Raw genomic sequence first — 16,061 nt, 5'->3', positions numbered from 1 at the left:
CAGGGTTCGATGCTTAGGGCGATTCGCTTTATTGTCGACTTGTTTACGCAAAGGCACGGTATCGTTGCCTTTGTCTTTTTCTTGGCTCTCGGCTTGCTGATGCGTCAGTCTCCGACGCCGATCCGCGAAAGCATTGTTTCGACGGCGGTTTCGACGCTTTATTTCCCGGCGCAGCGCCTTGTTTCTGCGGTGGGGCATTACAAGGCGGTGGCCCAGGAAAATGAACTGCTGAAAGAAGAAAACGCACGTTTGCGGCAGGAAACTTACCATGCCCGCGAAGGCTTGCAGGAACTGGCCCGACTGCACACGCTAGTCCGATTTGACGACAAATGGGATTTCCCGATTGTGACCGCCCGCGTGATTGGCCATAATCCTGGAAGGTTCCTGACGACCATGGTGATTAACCGCGGTACCGAACATGGCGTCAAAGAAAACATGCCCGTGTTTTCGATGAATGGTCTGGTCGGAAAAATTTCGAAGGCAACGATTAGCCATTCCCGTGTGCAGCTGCTTGTGGATCCGAACCTTAAGTTGTCTGTAATGGACCGCCGTACCCGCGTGGTGGGCTTCTTGGAATCCATGGATGGCGTTCGCTTGACGGCCCTTGTTCCGACTCATGCGGGAGTTCATGCCGGCGATACCTTGGTGACTTCGGGACTGGGTGGCATTTTCCCTAAGGGTATTCCCGTCGGAACGGTGAAAGAAGTTCGCAAGTCTGATCTTGATGTGATGCGCCAGATGGAAGTAAGTCCTTTCCAGGATTTCTCGATTCTTGAAGAAGTGTTCGTGATGGAAAAGGAAACGGATTGGATTATCAAGGAGCTGCTCGATGAATAGCTTTGGGTGGCTAAAGACTTTTATTTTGTTTGTAATCGTGTTTGCTTTGCAAATGACGGTTGCCGATTGGCTGAGCTTCTTTGACGTGGCCCCTGATTTCGTGATGATCTTTATCGTGGCGGTGGCCATAAGAAGGGGCCCTGCAGCAGGATGTTTCTGGGGCTTTGTGGCGGGCTTTACTCAAGACGTGTATGCGCCGATAGAATGGCTCGGTGCCAATACGATATCGATGACCGTGGTGGGCTATGCGGTGGGACAGCTTGAAGAACGATTCCTGTCTTTGAACTTGCCCGCCAAAGTGGGCGTGCTTGGCTTAGGCTTTTTTGTTTGCGACATGATTTACTATGGCATTACCGGACTTTCGAAGGATGTGGTGACGAACTTGTTCCTGACGAAATCGTTGCCGGAATGCATTTATACGATGTTGATTGGCGGAATATTCTTCTACCTGGATCTAGGCAGTAAAAAGAAGAAGCATGCTTAAGGGAATGTCTGAAAACGAGACCCTGCAAAACAGGAACTGGAATGTATTGATTTACATGACCGGTGTTGTGATCTTGTTTTTTATTCTTTTAATGCGTCTTTTTTCGCTGCAGTTTACCCATTACGACGAGAACCTTCAACGTTCCGAAAACAACCGCATTCGTAAGGTGGTGTTGGTAGCTGAACGCGGCTACATTTATGACCGCAATGGCGAAGTCCTGGTGCGTAATCGTCCTTCTTACCAGATCGCCCTTTCTTCGATAAACATGCCTCGCAAGAAATCGGAACGCGACTCCTTGTTCATGAAGCTGCTTGGCATTAAGGACGCCGCTGGCGAACGTCTGTTCGATTCCCTTTCGCTGGATACGGCATTCCAGCGTTCCCGCTGGATCAAGACGAGGCCCATTCGCTTGCTGGAAGATGCGACTGCGGAGCAGGTGGCGATTATCGAAGAACGTTCCGAAGAATTGCCCGGCGTGATGACGGTGATTGAATCCCGCCGCGAATACCCTTATGGAACGATGGCTTCTCACGCATTGGGTTACACGAGCGAAATTTCCGAAGAACAGCTCAAGTTGCCGGAGTACGAAGGCTACACGCAAGGTGACCGCATCGGTCAAAAGGGACTGGAGCAGTTTTACGACAAGGAGTTCCGCGGCGTAAACGGCATGAAGCTTGTGGAAGTGAACGCTTCTGGTCGTGAGGTGGGTACCGTTGACGGAGTCGAGGGGACCGAACCGATTCCGGGGCTGCGCCTTGTTTCTACAATCGATTTGCGTTTGCAGAAGGTGGCCGAAGAAGCGATTCCCGACACGGCGAAGGGTGCGCTTGTTGCGATTGACCCGCGAAACGGGGAAATCTTGGCGATGGTATCGTCGCCAAGGCTCGATCCGAATATTTTCTCGCTCAAGAAGAGAGAGCGCAACAAGGGCTGGGCGCATGTGGCTCTTGACACCATGAGGCCACTTACGAACCGCGCTATTTCGGGTACGTATCCGCCGGCATCTATTTTTAAATTGGTGACGGCGGGCGCAGGCCTTGAAAATGGAATCCTGACCGAGAACAAGTATTACTCGAAACCCTGTACGGGCGGCTACCAGTACGGTGCACGTTACCAGAAGTGCTGGGGAACTCATGGCAGCTTGAATGTGGTGAATGCCATCCGCTTGAGCTGTGACGTGTTCTTTTACCAGGCCGGCCTTGATATCGACATGAACCGTATCAATGAATTCGGCAGGCGCTTCGGTTTGGGCGAAAAACCCCTCGGAGTCGATATCCCTGGTGAAAAGGCGGGCTGGCTTCCGGATTCGGCGTCGTTTAACCAGAGAAACAAGCGCCTGGGTTGGCGCTGGGCTCGCGGCTTGATTTTGAACCTTTCTATTGGTCAGGGACAGATTGTGACGCCCTTGCAGCAGGCAACCCTGATTGGGTCCTTGGCGACTGGCAAAGGCGTGTATAGGCCCCACTTTATGAAGGAACTGCGTGATAGCCAGGGGAATGTGGTGCGCCGTTACGAACCCGAAATCATTCGACCCGGCAACATGAAGCCGTATACTCACCGTATTTTGCTTGCCGCCATGGATTCCGTGGTGAACCATCCGGGCGGTACGGGTAAGCGTGGCGCACTTCCGAATGTGCGCGTGGGCGCAAAGACCGGTTCCGGTGAATGGAAGAAGGGAGAAAAGACCCACGCTTGGTATGCGGCGGTAGCCCCCTTGTATGACCCGGAAATTGCCGTGGCTGTGATTATGGAAGCGGCTGGTGGCGGTGGCGCCGTGTCCGGCCCGATTGCCAAGAAAGTAATGGAAGCTTATTTTGAAAACAAGTTGAGCGAGGCGAGAAAAAATGAAACCCAATCGGCTCCTTAACCATTCGATCAAGTTTGACTGGATGTTTATTGCGCTTACGCTTGCCTTGATGAGCGTGGGCGTTGCCCTTGTGTATTCTGCGACCATTGCTGAAGACGCTTCTGTGGTGGAATTGTTCTGGTTCAAGCAGATTGTCTACTTTGTTTTCGGCAGCGTCTTTGCCGTGGCTTTGATTTTTGTGCGTGTCGACTGGTTGAAGCGAGCGGCAATTCCGCTGTATGCGCTTGCGCTTGTGTTGCTTGTGGTGGTGTTGTTCTTTGCTGGCGATGTGGTGAAAGGTGCGGGCCGCTGGATTGACCTTGGCATTTTTAAACTGCAACCATCGGAATTTGCGAAGATTGCTTATCTGCTTATTTTTTCGTACTGGCTTTCGAAGCATCCGGTTAGCTTGTATAAGATGAAGACTTTCGTGGTGCCTTTCTTCTTGTTCATTGTGCCTTTCGCCTTGGTGCTTAAGCAGCCTGACTTGAGTACGGCTCTCGTGTTTATTGCCGTGACTATGGTGGGATTCTTTTTTGCGGGCCTTACCCTGACGGATATGTTCCTGATTGTAAGCCCGGTGTTTTCGGTGTTTTTCTCCCATTCGCAGGCGCTTGTGTTTGAAATCCTTTGGGGTCTTTTGATTTGCGTGGTGGTATTTGCTTTGTTCCGCAGAAGACTTCCGAAGGTGTTGACGGCATTGATTCTGATGGCGAATATTTTTGCGGGTTATGCCAGCACCATGGCGTGGAACATGTTGGAACCACACCAGCAGAAACGTGTGAACACCTTCCTTGACCCCATGAGCGACCCGCTGGGCGATGGCTATCAGGTGTTGCAGTCCTTGACGGCTATCGGTTCGGGTGGCCTTACCGGCAAGGGTTTTGGAAACGGTTCTCAGACCAACTTGGCTTTTTTGCCCGAAGAACATACGGACTTTATCTTTAGCGTTCTGGGGGAACAATTCGGCTTTTTGGGCTGCGCCTTTGTGCTTGTCCTTTATGCCTTGTTCCTGTGGCGCGCCACCTCCATTAGCAAGCTGTCTTCGGACCCCTTTGTGACACTCATGGTCATGGGGGCGTCTACGATATTCTTGTTCCACATCATGGTGAACATTGCCATGACCATCGGGCTTATGCCGGTGACGGGACTTCCCTTGCCGTTCCTTTCTTACGGCGGATCCTTCGCCTTGACCTGTATGGTGTTGGTGGGGTTCTTGCTCTGCTTGCGATTCCAGGCCCGTCGCAGATAAGGCGGCTAGGCCTTTAGCCAAATTTCACCACTTTTTACGAATCTGGCGTATATATAAAAGGGGCTTTGCTTGCCCCTAGGAGTTTGTATGCGCTGGATTGAAAATGTGGGTCGATTTGTTTTCGGGGCGGAATGCCTTGGCTGTGGAAAGCCTTCCAGAAATTTGGATCCGTGGCTTTGTCCGGAATGTGTTGCGGAACTGGAGCGGGAGTCTACCGTAGAGTTGAGCCCGGGGCCGGATACCTATAGCCTGTTCCCTATGCGCCCCTTGACCCGAAAGTTGGTACATGCGTTAAAGTACAAGGGCATTTCGGGCGTGGCGACTTATTTGGTCAAGCATTCGTCATCGGTTCGTTGCGGGGTCGTGCGAGAAGAGCTTTCCCTGTTCCCGAAGCCGCTCTACTTTGTTCCTGTTCCGCTCCATCGGGCGAGGTATAGGGAACGTGGGTACAACCAAGCCGAAAAGATTGCGGCGGCCCTTGCGGTTGTTTTCGGCGGCAAGGTGTGCCGGTGGCTTAGGCGCCGGACTTTTGTGGTGTCGCAGACCAAGCTGTCCAAGGAGCAGCGCGAACGGAATGTCGCCTATGCTTTTGAACGCGTACTGAAGGAGGTTCCCGCTTTGGGGACTGTGGTGGTAGTGGATGACGTGTTTACCACGGGGGCGACGACTTCGGCTTGCCTTGCGGCTTTCGGGCGGGACTTTCCGCTCCCGCTCAAGGTCTGCACCTTGCTTTATGATGAACCTGCTTCGGCGGCGGCGGACTATGCGGCGGACAACCGCATTGAATGGGATGTTTAAAAAAAACTCCCTTTTGGGGAGTTGGGGGAGCTTTTAGCGGAGGAAGAGGGACTCGAACCCCCAAGCCTTACGGCGGCGGTTTTCAAGACCGCTGACTTACCAATTAGCCTATTCCTCCAGGGTTTCCCAAGGATAGAAAAATTCGCCCTTTTCTGTCAAGCAGAGTTGTAAATAAAGCGAAGTTTATCTAAATTTTACATTGTATGACGGATATGGATGAGAAACAGGCAGTAGAATCCCAAAGGATACTGGAGCTCTTGTTTACGTATATGCCGAAGATTGCGGCAGAACGTAAAATGGATAGCTTGCTCGTTCTGATGGCTGATTTGGGACGCTCCATTGTGGCGGCGGACCGTTGCTCCCTGTGGCTTGTCGATGAAGATAGCGGCGAATTGTGGACCAAGGTGGCTCATGGCGTAAGCGAGCTTCGCATTCCTTACAATGCCGGCTTTGTCGGCTATTCCGTGAGGACTGGCGAACCGCTCCTGATTAAGGATGCCTACCAAGACCCCAGGTTCGACCGTCGATCTGACGAAAAGACGCATTACCGTACAACTTCTGTTTTGACGGTTCCGCTGATGAATTCGGCGGGTCGCGTGATGGGTGTGTACCAGGCAATCAACAAGCAGGGCGAAAACGAACTGGGCGAATCCGGTGTGTTCTCGATCCAGGACTTGGAACGCCTGAGTCTTACTGCAGTTTATTCTGCAAAGACCGTTGAATCCGCCATGTTGAACATGGAATTGGAAGCGACCCAGCGCGAAATCATCCATATTCTAGGTGAAGTTTCTGAATACCGCAGTCAGGAGACTGGCGACCACATTCAGCGCGTCGCCGAAATCTCTTACATGCTGGCGCAGTTCCTTGGCCTCCCCGAAAACGAGGTGGAACGCATTCGCCTTGCAGCCCCGATGCATGACCTGGGCAAGGTCGGCATTCCCGATGCCATTTTGAACAAGCCCGGTCGCTTTACCGACGACGAATACACCATCATGAAGACGCATTCCGAAATCGGCTACAACATGCTCCACAATTCCAAGCGCAAGCTGCTCCGCTTTGCCGCTGATATTGCCCGCTCCCACCATGAACGCTGGGACGGCCGCGGTTACCCCAAGGGTCTTGCCGGCGAAGAGATTCCGCTGGCAGGCCGTATCTGCGCTGTTGCCGATGTGCTGGACGCCCTTTCTAGCCCGCGTTGCTACAAGCAGCCCTGGCCCGAAGAAAAGGTGAAGGAAGAATTCCAGAAGCAGCGTGGCGCCCAGTTCCAGCCGGAACTTGTAGATGTCCTGATGGCACATTGGGACGAGATCTACAGCCTGTACCGCCGTAATTCCGATTAAACTTTTCTAAACACTTCGCGCCTTTTTAGACGGAATTGAAAACAAAAAGAAAAAGACCTCGAAACTCGAGGTCTTTTTTCGTGGCACCGGTCAGAGTTGAACTGACGACACGCGGATTTTCAGTCCGCTGCTCTACCAACTGAGCTACAGCGCCGACTTGGTAGGCCAAATATAGAACACTTTGTGATGCTTGTCAAGGGTAAATAGAATATTACCGATATTTTTCCCTTTTTTTGGAATAATCTTCTAAATTTAGTACCTGGGTGTAAAAAGATTAGGGCTCTGGAAATCGGGAGTTTCCGGAAAACGTTTTTCACAGGTGGCAGCGTGCATATATTCAGAAAAATGAATAGCCTTGCTTTGTTGAGCGGACTAGGTTTGGTTTTCACAGGCATTATGGCCTGTTCTTCCGAGGATACGACATCGACGAGAGAACATACTACTCCGTTGCCGGCAAAGGTTGAATCGACGAAGGTCGTAACCCCGGATGGCGATACGGTTCTGAAGATCGACACGATTCCCCAGACATTGGAACCCGTAAGACAGATTGACCCGATCTCTGGCGATACGGTTACGGTTTATGACACCACGTATGTCCCTGCCGATACGACTCCCCATTGGGTCGGTAACTCTGCCCTGATCATTACCGAAATTTCCCCGGTGAACTTGGATTGGCTCGATGAAAATGGCGACGATCCGGGTTGGATTGAAATTTACAATGCAGGCGATGTTTCTGCAAACCTCAAGGGTTATTCGCTTGTCGAAAGTCTGGACAAGCCGAAGAAGTGGGTTTTTGGCGATGAACTGATTGCTGCCAAGTCTTTCCGTATCGTGTTCTGCGACAAGAACGATGTGAATGCGGCGCCGCCCGATGCTGGCACTAACCTGCATCCGCGTACCCATACCAACTGGAAGCTGAACAAGGACAGCGGAACGGTTTACTTGGTTGACCAGTATTACGGAATCCGCGATTCGGTCAAGTATCCGACAATCGGTACTGGCCTTAGCTACGGTATTGTGGACGGTGGCGCCTGGAAGTTCTTTGACAAGCCGACTCCCGAAGAAGCGAACATCAAGTCTACTGCCTACGACGGTGTCGCTCCCAAGTTTACCTTTACCGGCTCTAAGGGCGGTTTCTATACCGAACCTGTAACTTTGAATGCTCCGAAGAATCTTCCGGAAGGAATGACTGTTCGCTGCACGAAGGATGGCTCTGCTCCGACGAAGAACTCTTCGGAATTCAAATCGGATATGAAGATTGAATCGACGACTGTGCTTCGCTGCGCCGCCTTCCAAGAAGGCCTCTTGACTACAGAAATCGTGACGAACACCTACTTTGTCGGTGAATCGGTGAATATGCCGGTGGTGGCCGTGAGCGTGGATCCGAGCTTCTTTGAAAAGTACTACAAGAAGACGAATGGTGGCAAACCGGATATGGATTGCGACCAGATGTATGCACCTAACGAATGCCATCCGAACGATTCCGGCGAACTCCCTGCCCATGTGGAATATTTTGAAAGGGGCAATAAAGTCGGTAAGGAAAAGGCTTGGGATGCCGAGGCTGGAATTTCCTTGATGGGCGGCTGGAGCCGTATGGAACGCAAGAAGTCGGTCGCCGTCGTGATGCGTGAAGAGTATGGCGGAACCTGGCTGAAGTATCCTTTGTTCGAAACCCGCAAGGGCGTGAACGACAAGTACAAGGGCTTTAACTTGCGTAACAACGGTAACCGCTTTGTGAGCGACTACTTTGCTGATGCCGTGGGTGGCGCTATTCTCGAAGGTAGCGGTGTCGATTACCAGCGTAGTAACCAGGTGGTGGTGTTCTACAACGGTAAGTACTACGGCATTCATGACATGCGCGAACGTTTCAACAAGAATTATGTAGAAACGAATTACGGAATTGATGCCTCGTCGGTAACGTTCCTCAAGCATTTGGGTGTGAAGGTCGAAGCAAGTAACGGTACTCCTGATGAATATATCGCCATGCTGGAATATGCCGCTGCACATGATTTTGCCACCGATAACGATGCCTACGTGTATATGGCGGGTCAGATGGATATGGGCAACTTTGCAAACTACATGCTTGCCGAGATGTATATCCATAACGGTGACTGGCCGAACAACAACGTGCGTGTCTGGAAGTCTCCGGAATCCCCGCTTTGGAAGTTCATGATCTATGACCTTGACCATGGCTTTGATTGGGAATGGGGCGTCGAAGGCTTTGGCAGTCACGAAAACATGTTTGATTGGGTCAAGCAGGGCGGACGTTCTAACGGCTCTTGCTACACCAGTAGCATTGACAAGTTCACCGGAGACAAGGCTCATTGCTTCCATGTGCTTTACACGAAATTAATTAAGAACCCCACGTTCAAGGGACTGTTCCTCAACCATGCTGCAATCATGCTTAATTCTTACTTGAATGCAAAGAACATTGAGAAGAACAGAGCGTTCCTTGCCAGCATGCTTGACGATTCTGATGTCGCTAGGGATATGGATGTGGATGCCTATAAGGAAAGAAGAGGCAGCTATCCGCATAGTTTTGATGTCAAGGGTACAAGACTTACCACCTGGGCTGAAGAACGCGATCCCAAATTCCTGGCTGAAATTCAGGAAGAATTTGGCGTGGGTAGCTTAGTCTCTGTTTCGATTACTGCTACGGAAGGCAAGGGCTCTGTCCTCATGGACGGTATGAGCCTCCCGGGCGGAAGCTACAAGGGCAAGCTCTTTGCTGGAAACGTGGTCGTATTGACAGCTGTCCCCGAAGCGGGAGCAGTGTTTGATGGCTGGTCCGATGGCGTGCTTGAACCGGCTCGTGTTGCGACGGTTGAAGAAGGCCTTACGCTCCAGGCAAAATTCAAGTAATCGAGTCTAGCTGGCTTTTAGAAAGGAGAGAGTGGCATGTCGCCGCTCTCCTTTTTTTTATATTTGGCGTCATGAAAAGCCCCGTGCGCAAGATGTTCGATGAAATTGCCAACCGCTATGATTTTCTGAATCATACGCTGAGTTGCTTTCAGGACATTTTATGGCGCCGCAACTGCTGCCGCGAAATCAGGAAGCAGAAACCCGGCAAGCGTTTGCTTGACTTGTGCGGGGGAACGGGCGACTTTGCGGTAACTTACGAAAAGTTCAACGGCAAGCCCGATGTGGCTGTGCTTGGCGATTTTTCTTTTGGTATGCTGAAGGGGGCTGCAGGTAAGAAGATGACTGCGGTGCCCGTGCAGCTGGATGCCATGAAGATGCCGTTTGGCGATGCGTCTTTTGACGTGATTCTGAACGGCTTTGGAATGCGCAATTTGCCTGATGCCGAAGGTGGCCTGAAGGAATCGGCGCGTGTACTTGCAGATGGGGGATACTTGCAGGTGCTCGAATTCTTTTCGCCGAGAAATGCGTTCAACAAGTTCTTTTACAAGAGACTGGCGCCGCTGTTTATTCCGGTGCTGGGAGCCTTTTTTAGCAAGCGCGAGGCGTACGAGTACCTGGTGAATTCGGTGCTTCGTTTTTTGCCGGTTGCCGACTTTGTGGCTCTGGCGGAACGAAACGGTTTTGAACTGGTGCATGTGAAGCCTTGCTTTTTTGGGGTGGCTTACCGCGTATTACTGAGGAGACGGACATGAGTCGATATATTTTGGGGGTAACCGGTGCAAGTGGCGCCATTTATGCCGCACGCACTGCCATGCATTTGAAACGCCTGGGACACCATGTGACGGCGCTCGTGACTCCGCCGGGCAGGGGCGTGGTCGCTTACGAAGGACAAGAGGACTTGTTCAAGTACGTGGATGAACAGCCCGACGTGAAGAACTTCTTTGCTGAATGCGCAAGCGGCAGTGCTGATTATGCGGGAATGGTGGTGGTGCCCTGCTCCATGGGAACCCTTGGCCGCATTACCGCCGGGACTTCTGACAACTTGTTGATTCGAACGGCTGATGTTTGCCTCAAGGAACGCCGCCCGTTAGTTGTGGTGCCGCGCGAAATGCCCTACAACTTGATTCACCTGGACAATATGACTCGGCTGACGCGAATGGGCGGAATCGTGATTCCGGCGGCGCCGCATTTTTATGACCGTCCGAAGACGATTGAGGAATTGGTCGACACCGTGGTCGCAAGAATCCTGGTTCACTTGGGTGCGCTTACGACTGCCGATAATATCGTGAAGCCGTGGAAGGGTATCCGCATTCCGGCGGCGAAGTCCAAGACGCCTTCGGTGAAGCACCTGGCTAAGGTGAGAGCGAAAAAGAAATAGCTATGCTGAAAAAGATTCTTGAATTCGGACACATGGTACGCTTCAGTCATTCGCTTTTCGCGATGCCTTTTGCGATCGGTTCCATGTGGGTGGCGGCGAACGGTTTCCGCGGCATGGGTGCCGCGGAGGCGGTGAAGATGGTTGCATTGATTGTGGGCTGTATGGTCACCGCCCGTAACAGCGCGATGAGCTTCAACCGCATTGCCGACGCCGATATCGATGCCAAGAATCCCCGTACCGTGAAACGTCACTTGCCCGCGGGGCGCCTGAGCAAGGCGTCGGTCATTGCGTTCCTTGCCGTTAACGGGGTGCTGTTCGTTACGTTTGCCGCGCTGTTACAACCGCTCGCCGGCCTGCTCGCTTTGCCCGTATGGCTCTTGCTGCTTTCTTATTCTTATTGGAAACGCTTCAGTTGGCTTTGCCACTGGTTCCTGGGCTTTGCGATTGGCATGAGCCCCTTGGGCGCCTGGATTGCAATCCGCGGCGAGTTCGCGGTGTTCCCGATCTTCTTGCTCGTGATTCTGATGCTTTGGATGGGCGGCTTCGATATCATTTACGCAACGCAGGACGAAGAAATTGACCGCGCCATGGGACTCCATTCGGTGCCGGCCCGCTTTGGCCGCAAGCGCGCTTTGCAGATTGCCTTCTGGAGCCATGTGGCGATGCTTGCGCTCTGTGTGGCGTTCGGCGTGTTCTGGGGAATGGGGCTGCCTTGGTGGGTAGTAACGGGACTCATGACCGCTGCGATCCTCTACATTCATTTGTTCCGCAAGTCCGATGATCTGGATGCCATGAACCGCGACTTCTTTTTGGCTAACGTTGCCATTAGCGTTCTTGTGATGATTGGACTTATCGTGTGGATTTGCCTGGGAGGTGACGTCAATGCCCTTTACTAATGACCCTAAAAAGCCGTTCTCTATCGAAGACAAAATCAAGATGTTTGAGCGCATGGGTGCGACTGCCGCCGTGATTGCGTTGATCATTATTATGCTTATCGAATCGGGTCATGTGGGTGAATACAAAAATCTCGCCGACATGGGTCTTACCGCGATGATCGTGGTGCTTGCCGTTTCGCTGGTGGGCAGTTTGTTCTACAAGACGAAGCGTAAATAGTCGAAATTTTCTTCGATTTGTTATAATAATTACTAGAATTATTATAATTGATATAATGAAAAGTGCCTAAATGACGCGGGTTTTTTGAAAAATCGGTATTTTTTACCCTTGCAAAGCTCGAATAATTCTTCTAAATTTAGCGCAGCATTTCACGGGGCAACTCGGCCCCGGAATAACTAATAAAGGATTTACATGAAGACCATTACGGTAAACCCGAAGAACGTCGAACACAAGTGGAAGCTTGTGGACGCCGCCGATAAGCCTATGGGTCGCGTTGCCTCTGAAGTTGCAAAACTCCTGATGGGCAAGCACAAGGCCATCTTCTCCCCGAACGTCGACACTGGCGATTTCGTGGTTGTGATCAACGCTGAAAAAGTTGCTGTTACCGGCAACAAGAACCTGCAGAAGCAGTACTTCCACCACACCGGTCACATTGCCGGTGAACGCTGGATCAACTTTGCCGACCTGTCTGCAAAGCACCCGACTGCACCGCTCGAAGCTGCCATCTGGGGCATGCTCCCGCACAGCGCTCTCGGTCACAAGATGATCAAGAAGCTCAAAATCTATGCCGGTGCTGAACATCCGCACGCCGCGCAGAAACCTGAAGTTGTAGAACTTTAAGAACGGAGGATACCTCTATCGCTACCGCAAAGAACAAGAAGATCTACCGTGGCACTGGCCGTCGTAAGAACGCCATCGCCGCTGTGATCCTGAAGCCGGGTTCCGGCAAGCGCACTATCAATGGTCGTGATTTCAAGGATTACTTCCATTCTGAAGTGCAGAACATGATTGCTAACCTTCCGTTCGCCATCCTCGGCAATGCGGAAGAATGGGACGTCGAAGTCACCGCTCGTGGCGGTGGTATCGCTGGCCAGATGGGCGCTGTCCGTCTTGGCATTGTCCGCGCCCTGGTTGCTAACGACGCCGAAGTCAAGCCCGCCCTCAAGAAGGAAGGCCTCATGACTCGCGACTCTCGTGCCGTTGAACGTAAGAAGTTCGGCCGCAAGAAGGCTCGTAAGCACTTCCAGTTCAGCAAGCGCTAATCTGCAATTGCTTTTACGAAAAGCTCCCGCTTCGCGGGGGCTTTTCTTTTTTATATATATTTCTATCAGGATGAGAAACAAAGTCTTATTATTGCTTGCTGCGGCACTCCTGGCCTCGTGTGGCGATTACTCGGGCGGTGCATATTATAGGTTTGTCGAAAAGTCGGATGAAGTCATGCTTACCGATTTCCGCGGCCTAGAGTTTAAGCCCGTGTGTAGCGTGAATGGCGAAGAAAAGAAGTGTGGTGCCATATTCAGTGATTTTATTGCTGAAGAAATTGTCTCGCCTCCAACGAATCCTCAAAACGGTCCCTCTTGGAACATTTCTATTCCGGGATTTAAGAATGCATCGATTCTTTCGATTCAGGTGAAGAATGAAAATTCCGGTGAAGTCAAGCCTCTGTTGTCGTATAAGCCAAATGATATCCCGTATATGAAGGGAAATACCTACGTGCCCTCGGTCATGGAATTGCATGCGGCTCCGGCACCTACGGAATATACGCTGTCGGGTTATTACGATGGCGACGAATGGATTGAACGCGACACGACCGTATCTATTGGCGATACGCTGTTTGCGGACAAAGACGGTCTGCTCAAGTTTACGGTGCAGGACAGGTCTGGGAACAAGGCCTCGATGGAAGTTGATCTTGGCAAGGTGCTTGAGAATAATGATGCGAGTACGATCAAGTCGGGTATAGGCCAGGAAATTTATACCGATTCTAAATATTCCTATGATTATTGGGTGGCTGATTCCGGTTTCGTTGCGTTTAAGGCGCTTGACATTAACTTTGAGCCGCTAAAGCCTAAGCCGGCCCCCTTTGGTGTAGCGTATTCGGATACGGCAACGGTGCCGTTTCTGCGCCTTGTATTCGCGCATCAATTTTTCTCATCTGGCACTGATTCGTTGGTTCTGAATGGCGGAACAAACAACGATTCGTTCCGCATTACGGTGGTAGATTATGCAAAATAAGTTTACTGCTGTCATATTTGCCTTGTTGCTTTCGGTTTGTTCTTTCGCTGGTGAAAATGTGCAGGGAACTGCAGATTCTTACTGGGATAAGGCCTTCCGCAAGTTCAGTATGGGAATCATGGCTGGGCTTGGTCCGTCGTATTTGAAGGGTGCCGAAAGGTACTACGACAACGAAGATGCGACGGGTTTTACCATGATGTTTGAAATGGCGTACCCGCTAAACGATGCCTTTGCGGCCCTGCGAGCCGAGATCGGTTTTGACGGATTGTTTGAATTCGGCTCCGAGTACGAATACCTGCACCGCGAAGTCAGGGATTCCGTTTCGGCATCTGCTTTTGAAATAGCGGTTCTCCTGAATTTGTTCCTCTCGGAATCGTTCTTTATCAGTGTCGGTCCTTCTGTTCGGTTCCCCTGGTTCGAAGAAACGGTTGAAATCGAAGACGAAAAGGTGTTTTCGGGTGAACCCGATTACGGCAACGACGTATGGCTTGATGCTGTGTTGATAATGGGCTTTAAGATGGGCTGCATCGAATTTGGAGTTAGGAGTGGTTACGAATTTTTAGGGTTCTATAAAGAAACCAAGAAATATTACCACACTAATATTAATGAACTCCGGTTCCGATTTTATCTAGCGTACTGGTTCGGCCAGAAACGCAATTAAAAATGAGAAGCCCTGTACAGGGGCTTTTTTTATAAATCTCCTTTACATTCTTGAACTTCAAAGCGATAAGAAAGTGTTGAACTTTCAGGAGCTTGAGAATGTCTGAATTGAAGAAAGGGGATCGCGTTCGTCTGTGCGGCGGAGAAACTTGCCGCGTTTTGCGTGAACTTGGCCGCGGCGGTCAGGGAATTGTGTATGCCGTGGACTATAACGGCAGTGAATACGCCTTAAAGTGGTACACTTGCAAAAATAGTGAGGCTTTTTGTCAAAATTTGGCGGATAATGCCGCCAAGGGTGCTCCCAATGACCATTTTATTTGGCCGATGGCAGTTACCGAATTCCAGAACGGGAGCTTTGGCTACTTGATGCGCTTGCGCCCTAAGGACTACGTGGACATGAGCAAGTTTATCTTGGTGACGGCGCAATTTGCCAATGTAGAAGCACAGCTGAATGCGTGTATGCAGCTGGTGCGTGCATTCCTGGACTTGCATAGGGAGGGCCTGAGTTACCAGGATATGAACGACGGTAACTTCTTTATTAACCCCAAGACGGGTGACGTGTTGATTTGCGACAATGATAACGTGGCGCCCAATAATGCGGCTGAAATGGGTATTTTGGGCAAGGCGGGGTATATGGCGCCCGAGATTGTGCAGGGCGTGTCTAGGCCCAATAAGTATACCGACTACCATTCGCTGGCGGTTTGCCTGTTTATCTTGATTTATATGAACCGTCCGTTCGAGGGCAAGTGGTATCTGTCGTGCCCTTGCGACAACGACCCCGAAATGGCGAAGCACCTGTTTGGCTACGAAGCCGTATTCATTATGGATCCGGTCGATCGCAGTAACGCTCCGGACCCTGCTTTGCATAAGAACGTGATTCGCCGCTGGAATATTTATCCGAAGATTTTGCGCGCTGCCTTTTGTAGGACGTTTAGCAAAGAGGCAATTCTCGACGGGACCAAGCGCGTGTCCGACAAGGAATGGCGCGATATTTTGCTGCAGGTTCAAGCGAATCTTGTTCGTTGCCCCAAGTGCAGCCATACGGTTTTTGCCGACCCGAACAATTCGGATTGTCGTTGCGTCTATTGCGATGCTCCGCTCTCGGGGTACAGGGTGCTTCGCGCTGGGAAATTTATGGTCCCGCTGCTAGCCAATAAAAAAATTTATGAAAGCATTGTCATCGGGACGACAAATTACGATAAAGAAGTTGGGGCTACCATTGTCAAGGGAGGCGAAGTGGGACTCGTGAATACTTCGGATGAACTCTGGACGGTAACGCTTCCGAGTGGCACGCAGCGTACTGTTGCCCATGGCGATAGTATGCCTGCGCGAACCGGTTTTAAAATCAAGTTTGGAAACCTTGGCGAAACCGCCGAAATTAATTAGTCGTCCCTTAAAATCCCGCCCAGCCCGCATAACTATTGGGAAAAACTGATTTCTACCCTGTGAAAATATTGCAAGGTTTTCTAAAATATGAC

16 protein-coding genes and 2 tRNA genes are annotated in these 16,061 nt (G+C 51.1%); 16 read left to right on the top strand and 2 right to left on the bottom strand.

Annotated features, from left to right (window positions below; genetic code table 11):
- Positions 1–9: 9 nt before the first annotated feature.
- From mreC to BUA40_RS11555, 5 genes are all read left to right on the top strand, one after another.
- Positions 10–837: a rod shape-determining protein MreC gene (gene mreC, locus BUA40_RS11575; protein WP_072801019.1), complete on the top strand. Its 828-nt coding sequence runs from the start codon at positions 10–12 to the stop codon at positions 835–837.
- Entirely contained in the window at positions 830–1,321 is a 492-nt protein-coding gene (gene mreD, locus BUA40_RS11570; RefSeq protein ID WP_072801018.1) for a rod shape-determining protein MreD, read from the top strand. The genes mreC and mreD overlap by 8 nt, the downstream gene beginning before the upstream one ends.
- Positions 1,314–3,188 (top strand): penicillin-binding protein 2, encoded by a 1,875-nt coding sequence (mrdA, locus tag BUA40_RS11565; RefSeq protein ID WP_072801017.1) that lies wholly within the window; start codon positions 1,314–1,316, stop codon positions 3,186–3,188. Before mreD ends, mrdA begins: the two co-directional genes overlap by 8 nt.
- Entirely contained in the window at positions 3,166–4,419 is a 1,254-nt protein-coding gene (rodA, locus tag BUA40_RS11560; protein WP_072801016.1) for a rod shape-determining protein RodA, read from the top strand. The genes mrdA and rodA overlap by 23 nt, the downstream gene beginning before the upstream one ends.
- An 87-nt stretch (positions 4,420–4,506) precedes the next feature.
- Positions 4,507–5,217, top strand: coding sequence for a ComF family protein (locus tag BUA40_RS11555; protein WP_072801015.1), 711 nt, complete (start codon positions 4,507–4,509; stop codon positions 5,215–5,217).
- A 37-nt stretch (positions 5,218–5,254) separates the two neighbouring features.
- On the opposite strand, the gene BUA40_RS11550 is transcribed toward BUA40_RS11555, so the two are convergent.
- A tRNA-Ser gene (locus tag BUA40_RS11550) sits at positions 5,255–5,335 on the bottom strand.
- A 94-nt stretch (positions 5,336–5,429) separates the two neighbouring features.
- On the opposite strand from BUA40_RS11550, the gene BUA40_RS11545 reads away from it, so the two are divergent.
- The gene (locus BUA40_RS11545) at positions 5,430–6,557 is read left to right on the top strand and encodes an HD domain-containing phosphohydrolase (RefSeq protein WP_255369296.1); all 1,128 of its coding nucleotides are present in this window, start codon (positions 5,430–5,432) and stop codon (positions 6,555–6,557) included.
- A gap of 81 nt (positions 6,558–6,638) precedes the next feature.
- Here the strand turns inward: BUA40_RS11545 and BUA40_RS11540 are convergent.
- A tRNA-Phe gene (locus BUA40_RS11540) sits at positions 6,639–6,711 on the bottom strand.
- Positions 6,712–6,902: 191 nt separating this feature from the next.
- Between BUA40_RS11540 and BUA40_RS11535 the strand changes: the two genes are divergently transcribed.
- The 10 genes from BUA40_RS11535 (at position 6,903) to BUA40_RS11490 (ending at position 15,969) form a co-directional block, all read left to right on the top strand.
- On the top strand, positions 6,903–9,419 hold the full coding sequence (locus tag BUA40_RS11535) for a CotH kinase family protein (protein WP_072801013.1): 2,517 nt from the start codon (positions 6,903–6,905) through the stop codon (positions 9,417–9,419).
- 71 nt (positions 9,420–9,490) lie between these two features.
- Positions 9,491–10,171 (top strand): ubiquinone/menaquinone biosynthesis methyltransferase, encoded by a 681-nt coding sequence (locus BUA40_RS11530; RefSeq protein ID WP_072801012.1) that lies wholly within the window; start codon positions 9,491–9,493, stop codon positions 10,169–10,171.
- On the top strand, positions 10,168–10,797 hold the full coding sequence (locus BUA40_RS11525) for a UbiX family flavin prenyltransferase (protein WP_072801011.1): 630 nt from the start codon (positions 10,168–10,170) through the stop codon (positions 10,795–10,797). The genes BUA40_RS11530 and BUA40_RS11525 overlap by 4 nt, the downstream gene beginning before the upstream one ends.
- Before the next feature lie 2 nt (positions 10,798–10,799).
- On the top strand, positions 10,800–11,693 hold the full coding sequence (locus tag BUA40_RS11520) for a 4-hydroxybenzoate octaprenyltransferase (RefSeq protein ID WP_072801010.1): 894 nt from the start codon (positions 10,800–10,802) through the stop codon (positions 11,691–11,693).
- Complete coding sequence (locus tag BUA40_RS11515; protein ID WP_072801009.1) at positions 11,680–11,910, top strand: hypothetical protein; 231 nt, start codon at positions 11,680–11,682, stop codon at positions 11,908–11,910. Before BUA40_RS11520 ends, BUA40_RS11515 begins: the two co-directional genes overlap by 14 nt.
- Positions 11,911–12,102: 192 nt before the next feature.
- Entirely contained in the window at positions 12,103–12,531 is a 429-nt protein-coding gene (rplM, locus tag BUA40_RS11510; RefSeq protein WP_072801008.1) for a 50S ribosomal protein L13, read from the top strand.
- Between the two features lie 17 nt (positions 12,532–12,548).
- Positions 12,549–12,953, top strand: coding sequence for a 30S ribosomal protein S9 (gene rpsI / locus BUA40_RS11505; RefSeq protein WP_072801007.1), 405 nt, complete (start codon positions 12,549–12,551; stop codon positions 12,951–12,953).
- Positions 12,954–13,023: 70 nt separating this feature from the next.
- Entirely contained in the window at positions 13,024–13,923 is a 900-nt protein-coding gene (locus BUA40_RS11500; RefSeq protein ID WP_143149791.1) for a hypothetical protein, read from the top strand.
- Positions 13,913–14,584 (top strand): hypothetical protein, encoded by a 672-nt coding sequence (locus tag BUA40_RS11495; protein WP_072801005.1) that lies wholly within the window; start codon positions 13,913–13,915, stop codon positions 14,582–14,584. Before BUA40_RS11500 ends, BUA40_RS11495 begins: the two co-directional genes overlap by 11 nt.
- Positions 14,585–14,682: 98 nt before the next feature.
- Positions 14,683–15,969, top strand: a complete 1,287-nt coding sequence (locus BUA40_RS11490; protein WP_072801004.1) for a serine/threonine protein kinase — start codon at positions 14,683–14,685, stop codon at positions 15,967–15,969.
- Positions 15,970–16,061: the final 92 nt, after the last annotated feature.

It is taken from the genome of Fibrobacter sp. UWT2, from assembly GCF_900142545.1.
In the GTDB taxonomy this organism is placed as follows: Bacteria; Fibrobacterota; Fibrobacteria; order Fibrobacterales; family Fibrobacteraceae; genus Fibrobacter.
Note: the sequence above shows the minus strand (reverse complement) of the source record. Positions and strands in the feature narration are given on the sequence as shown.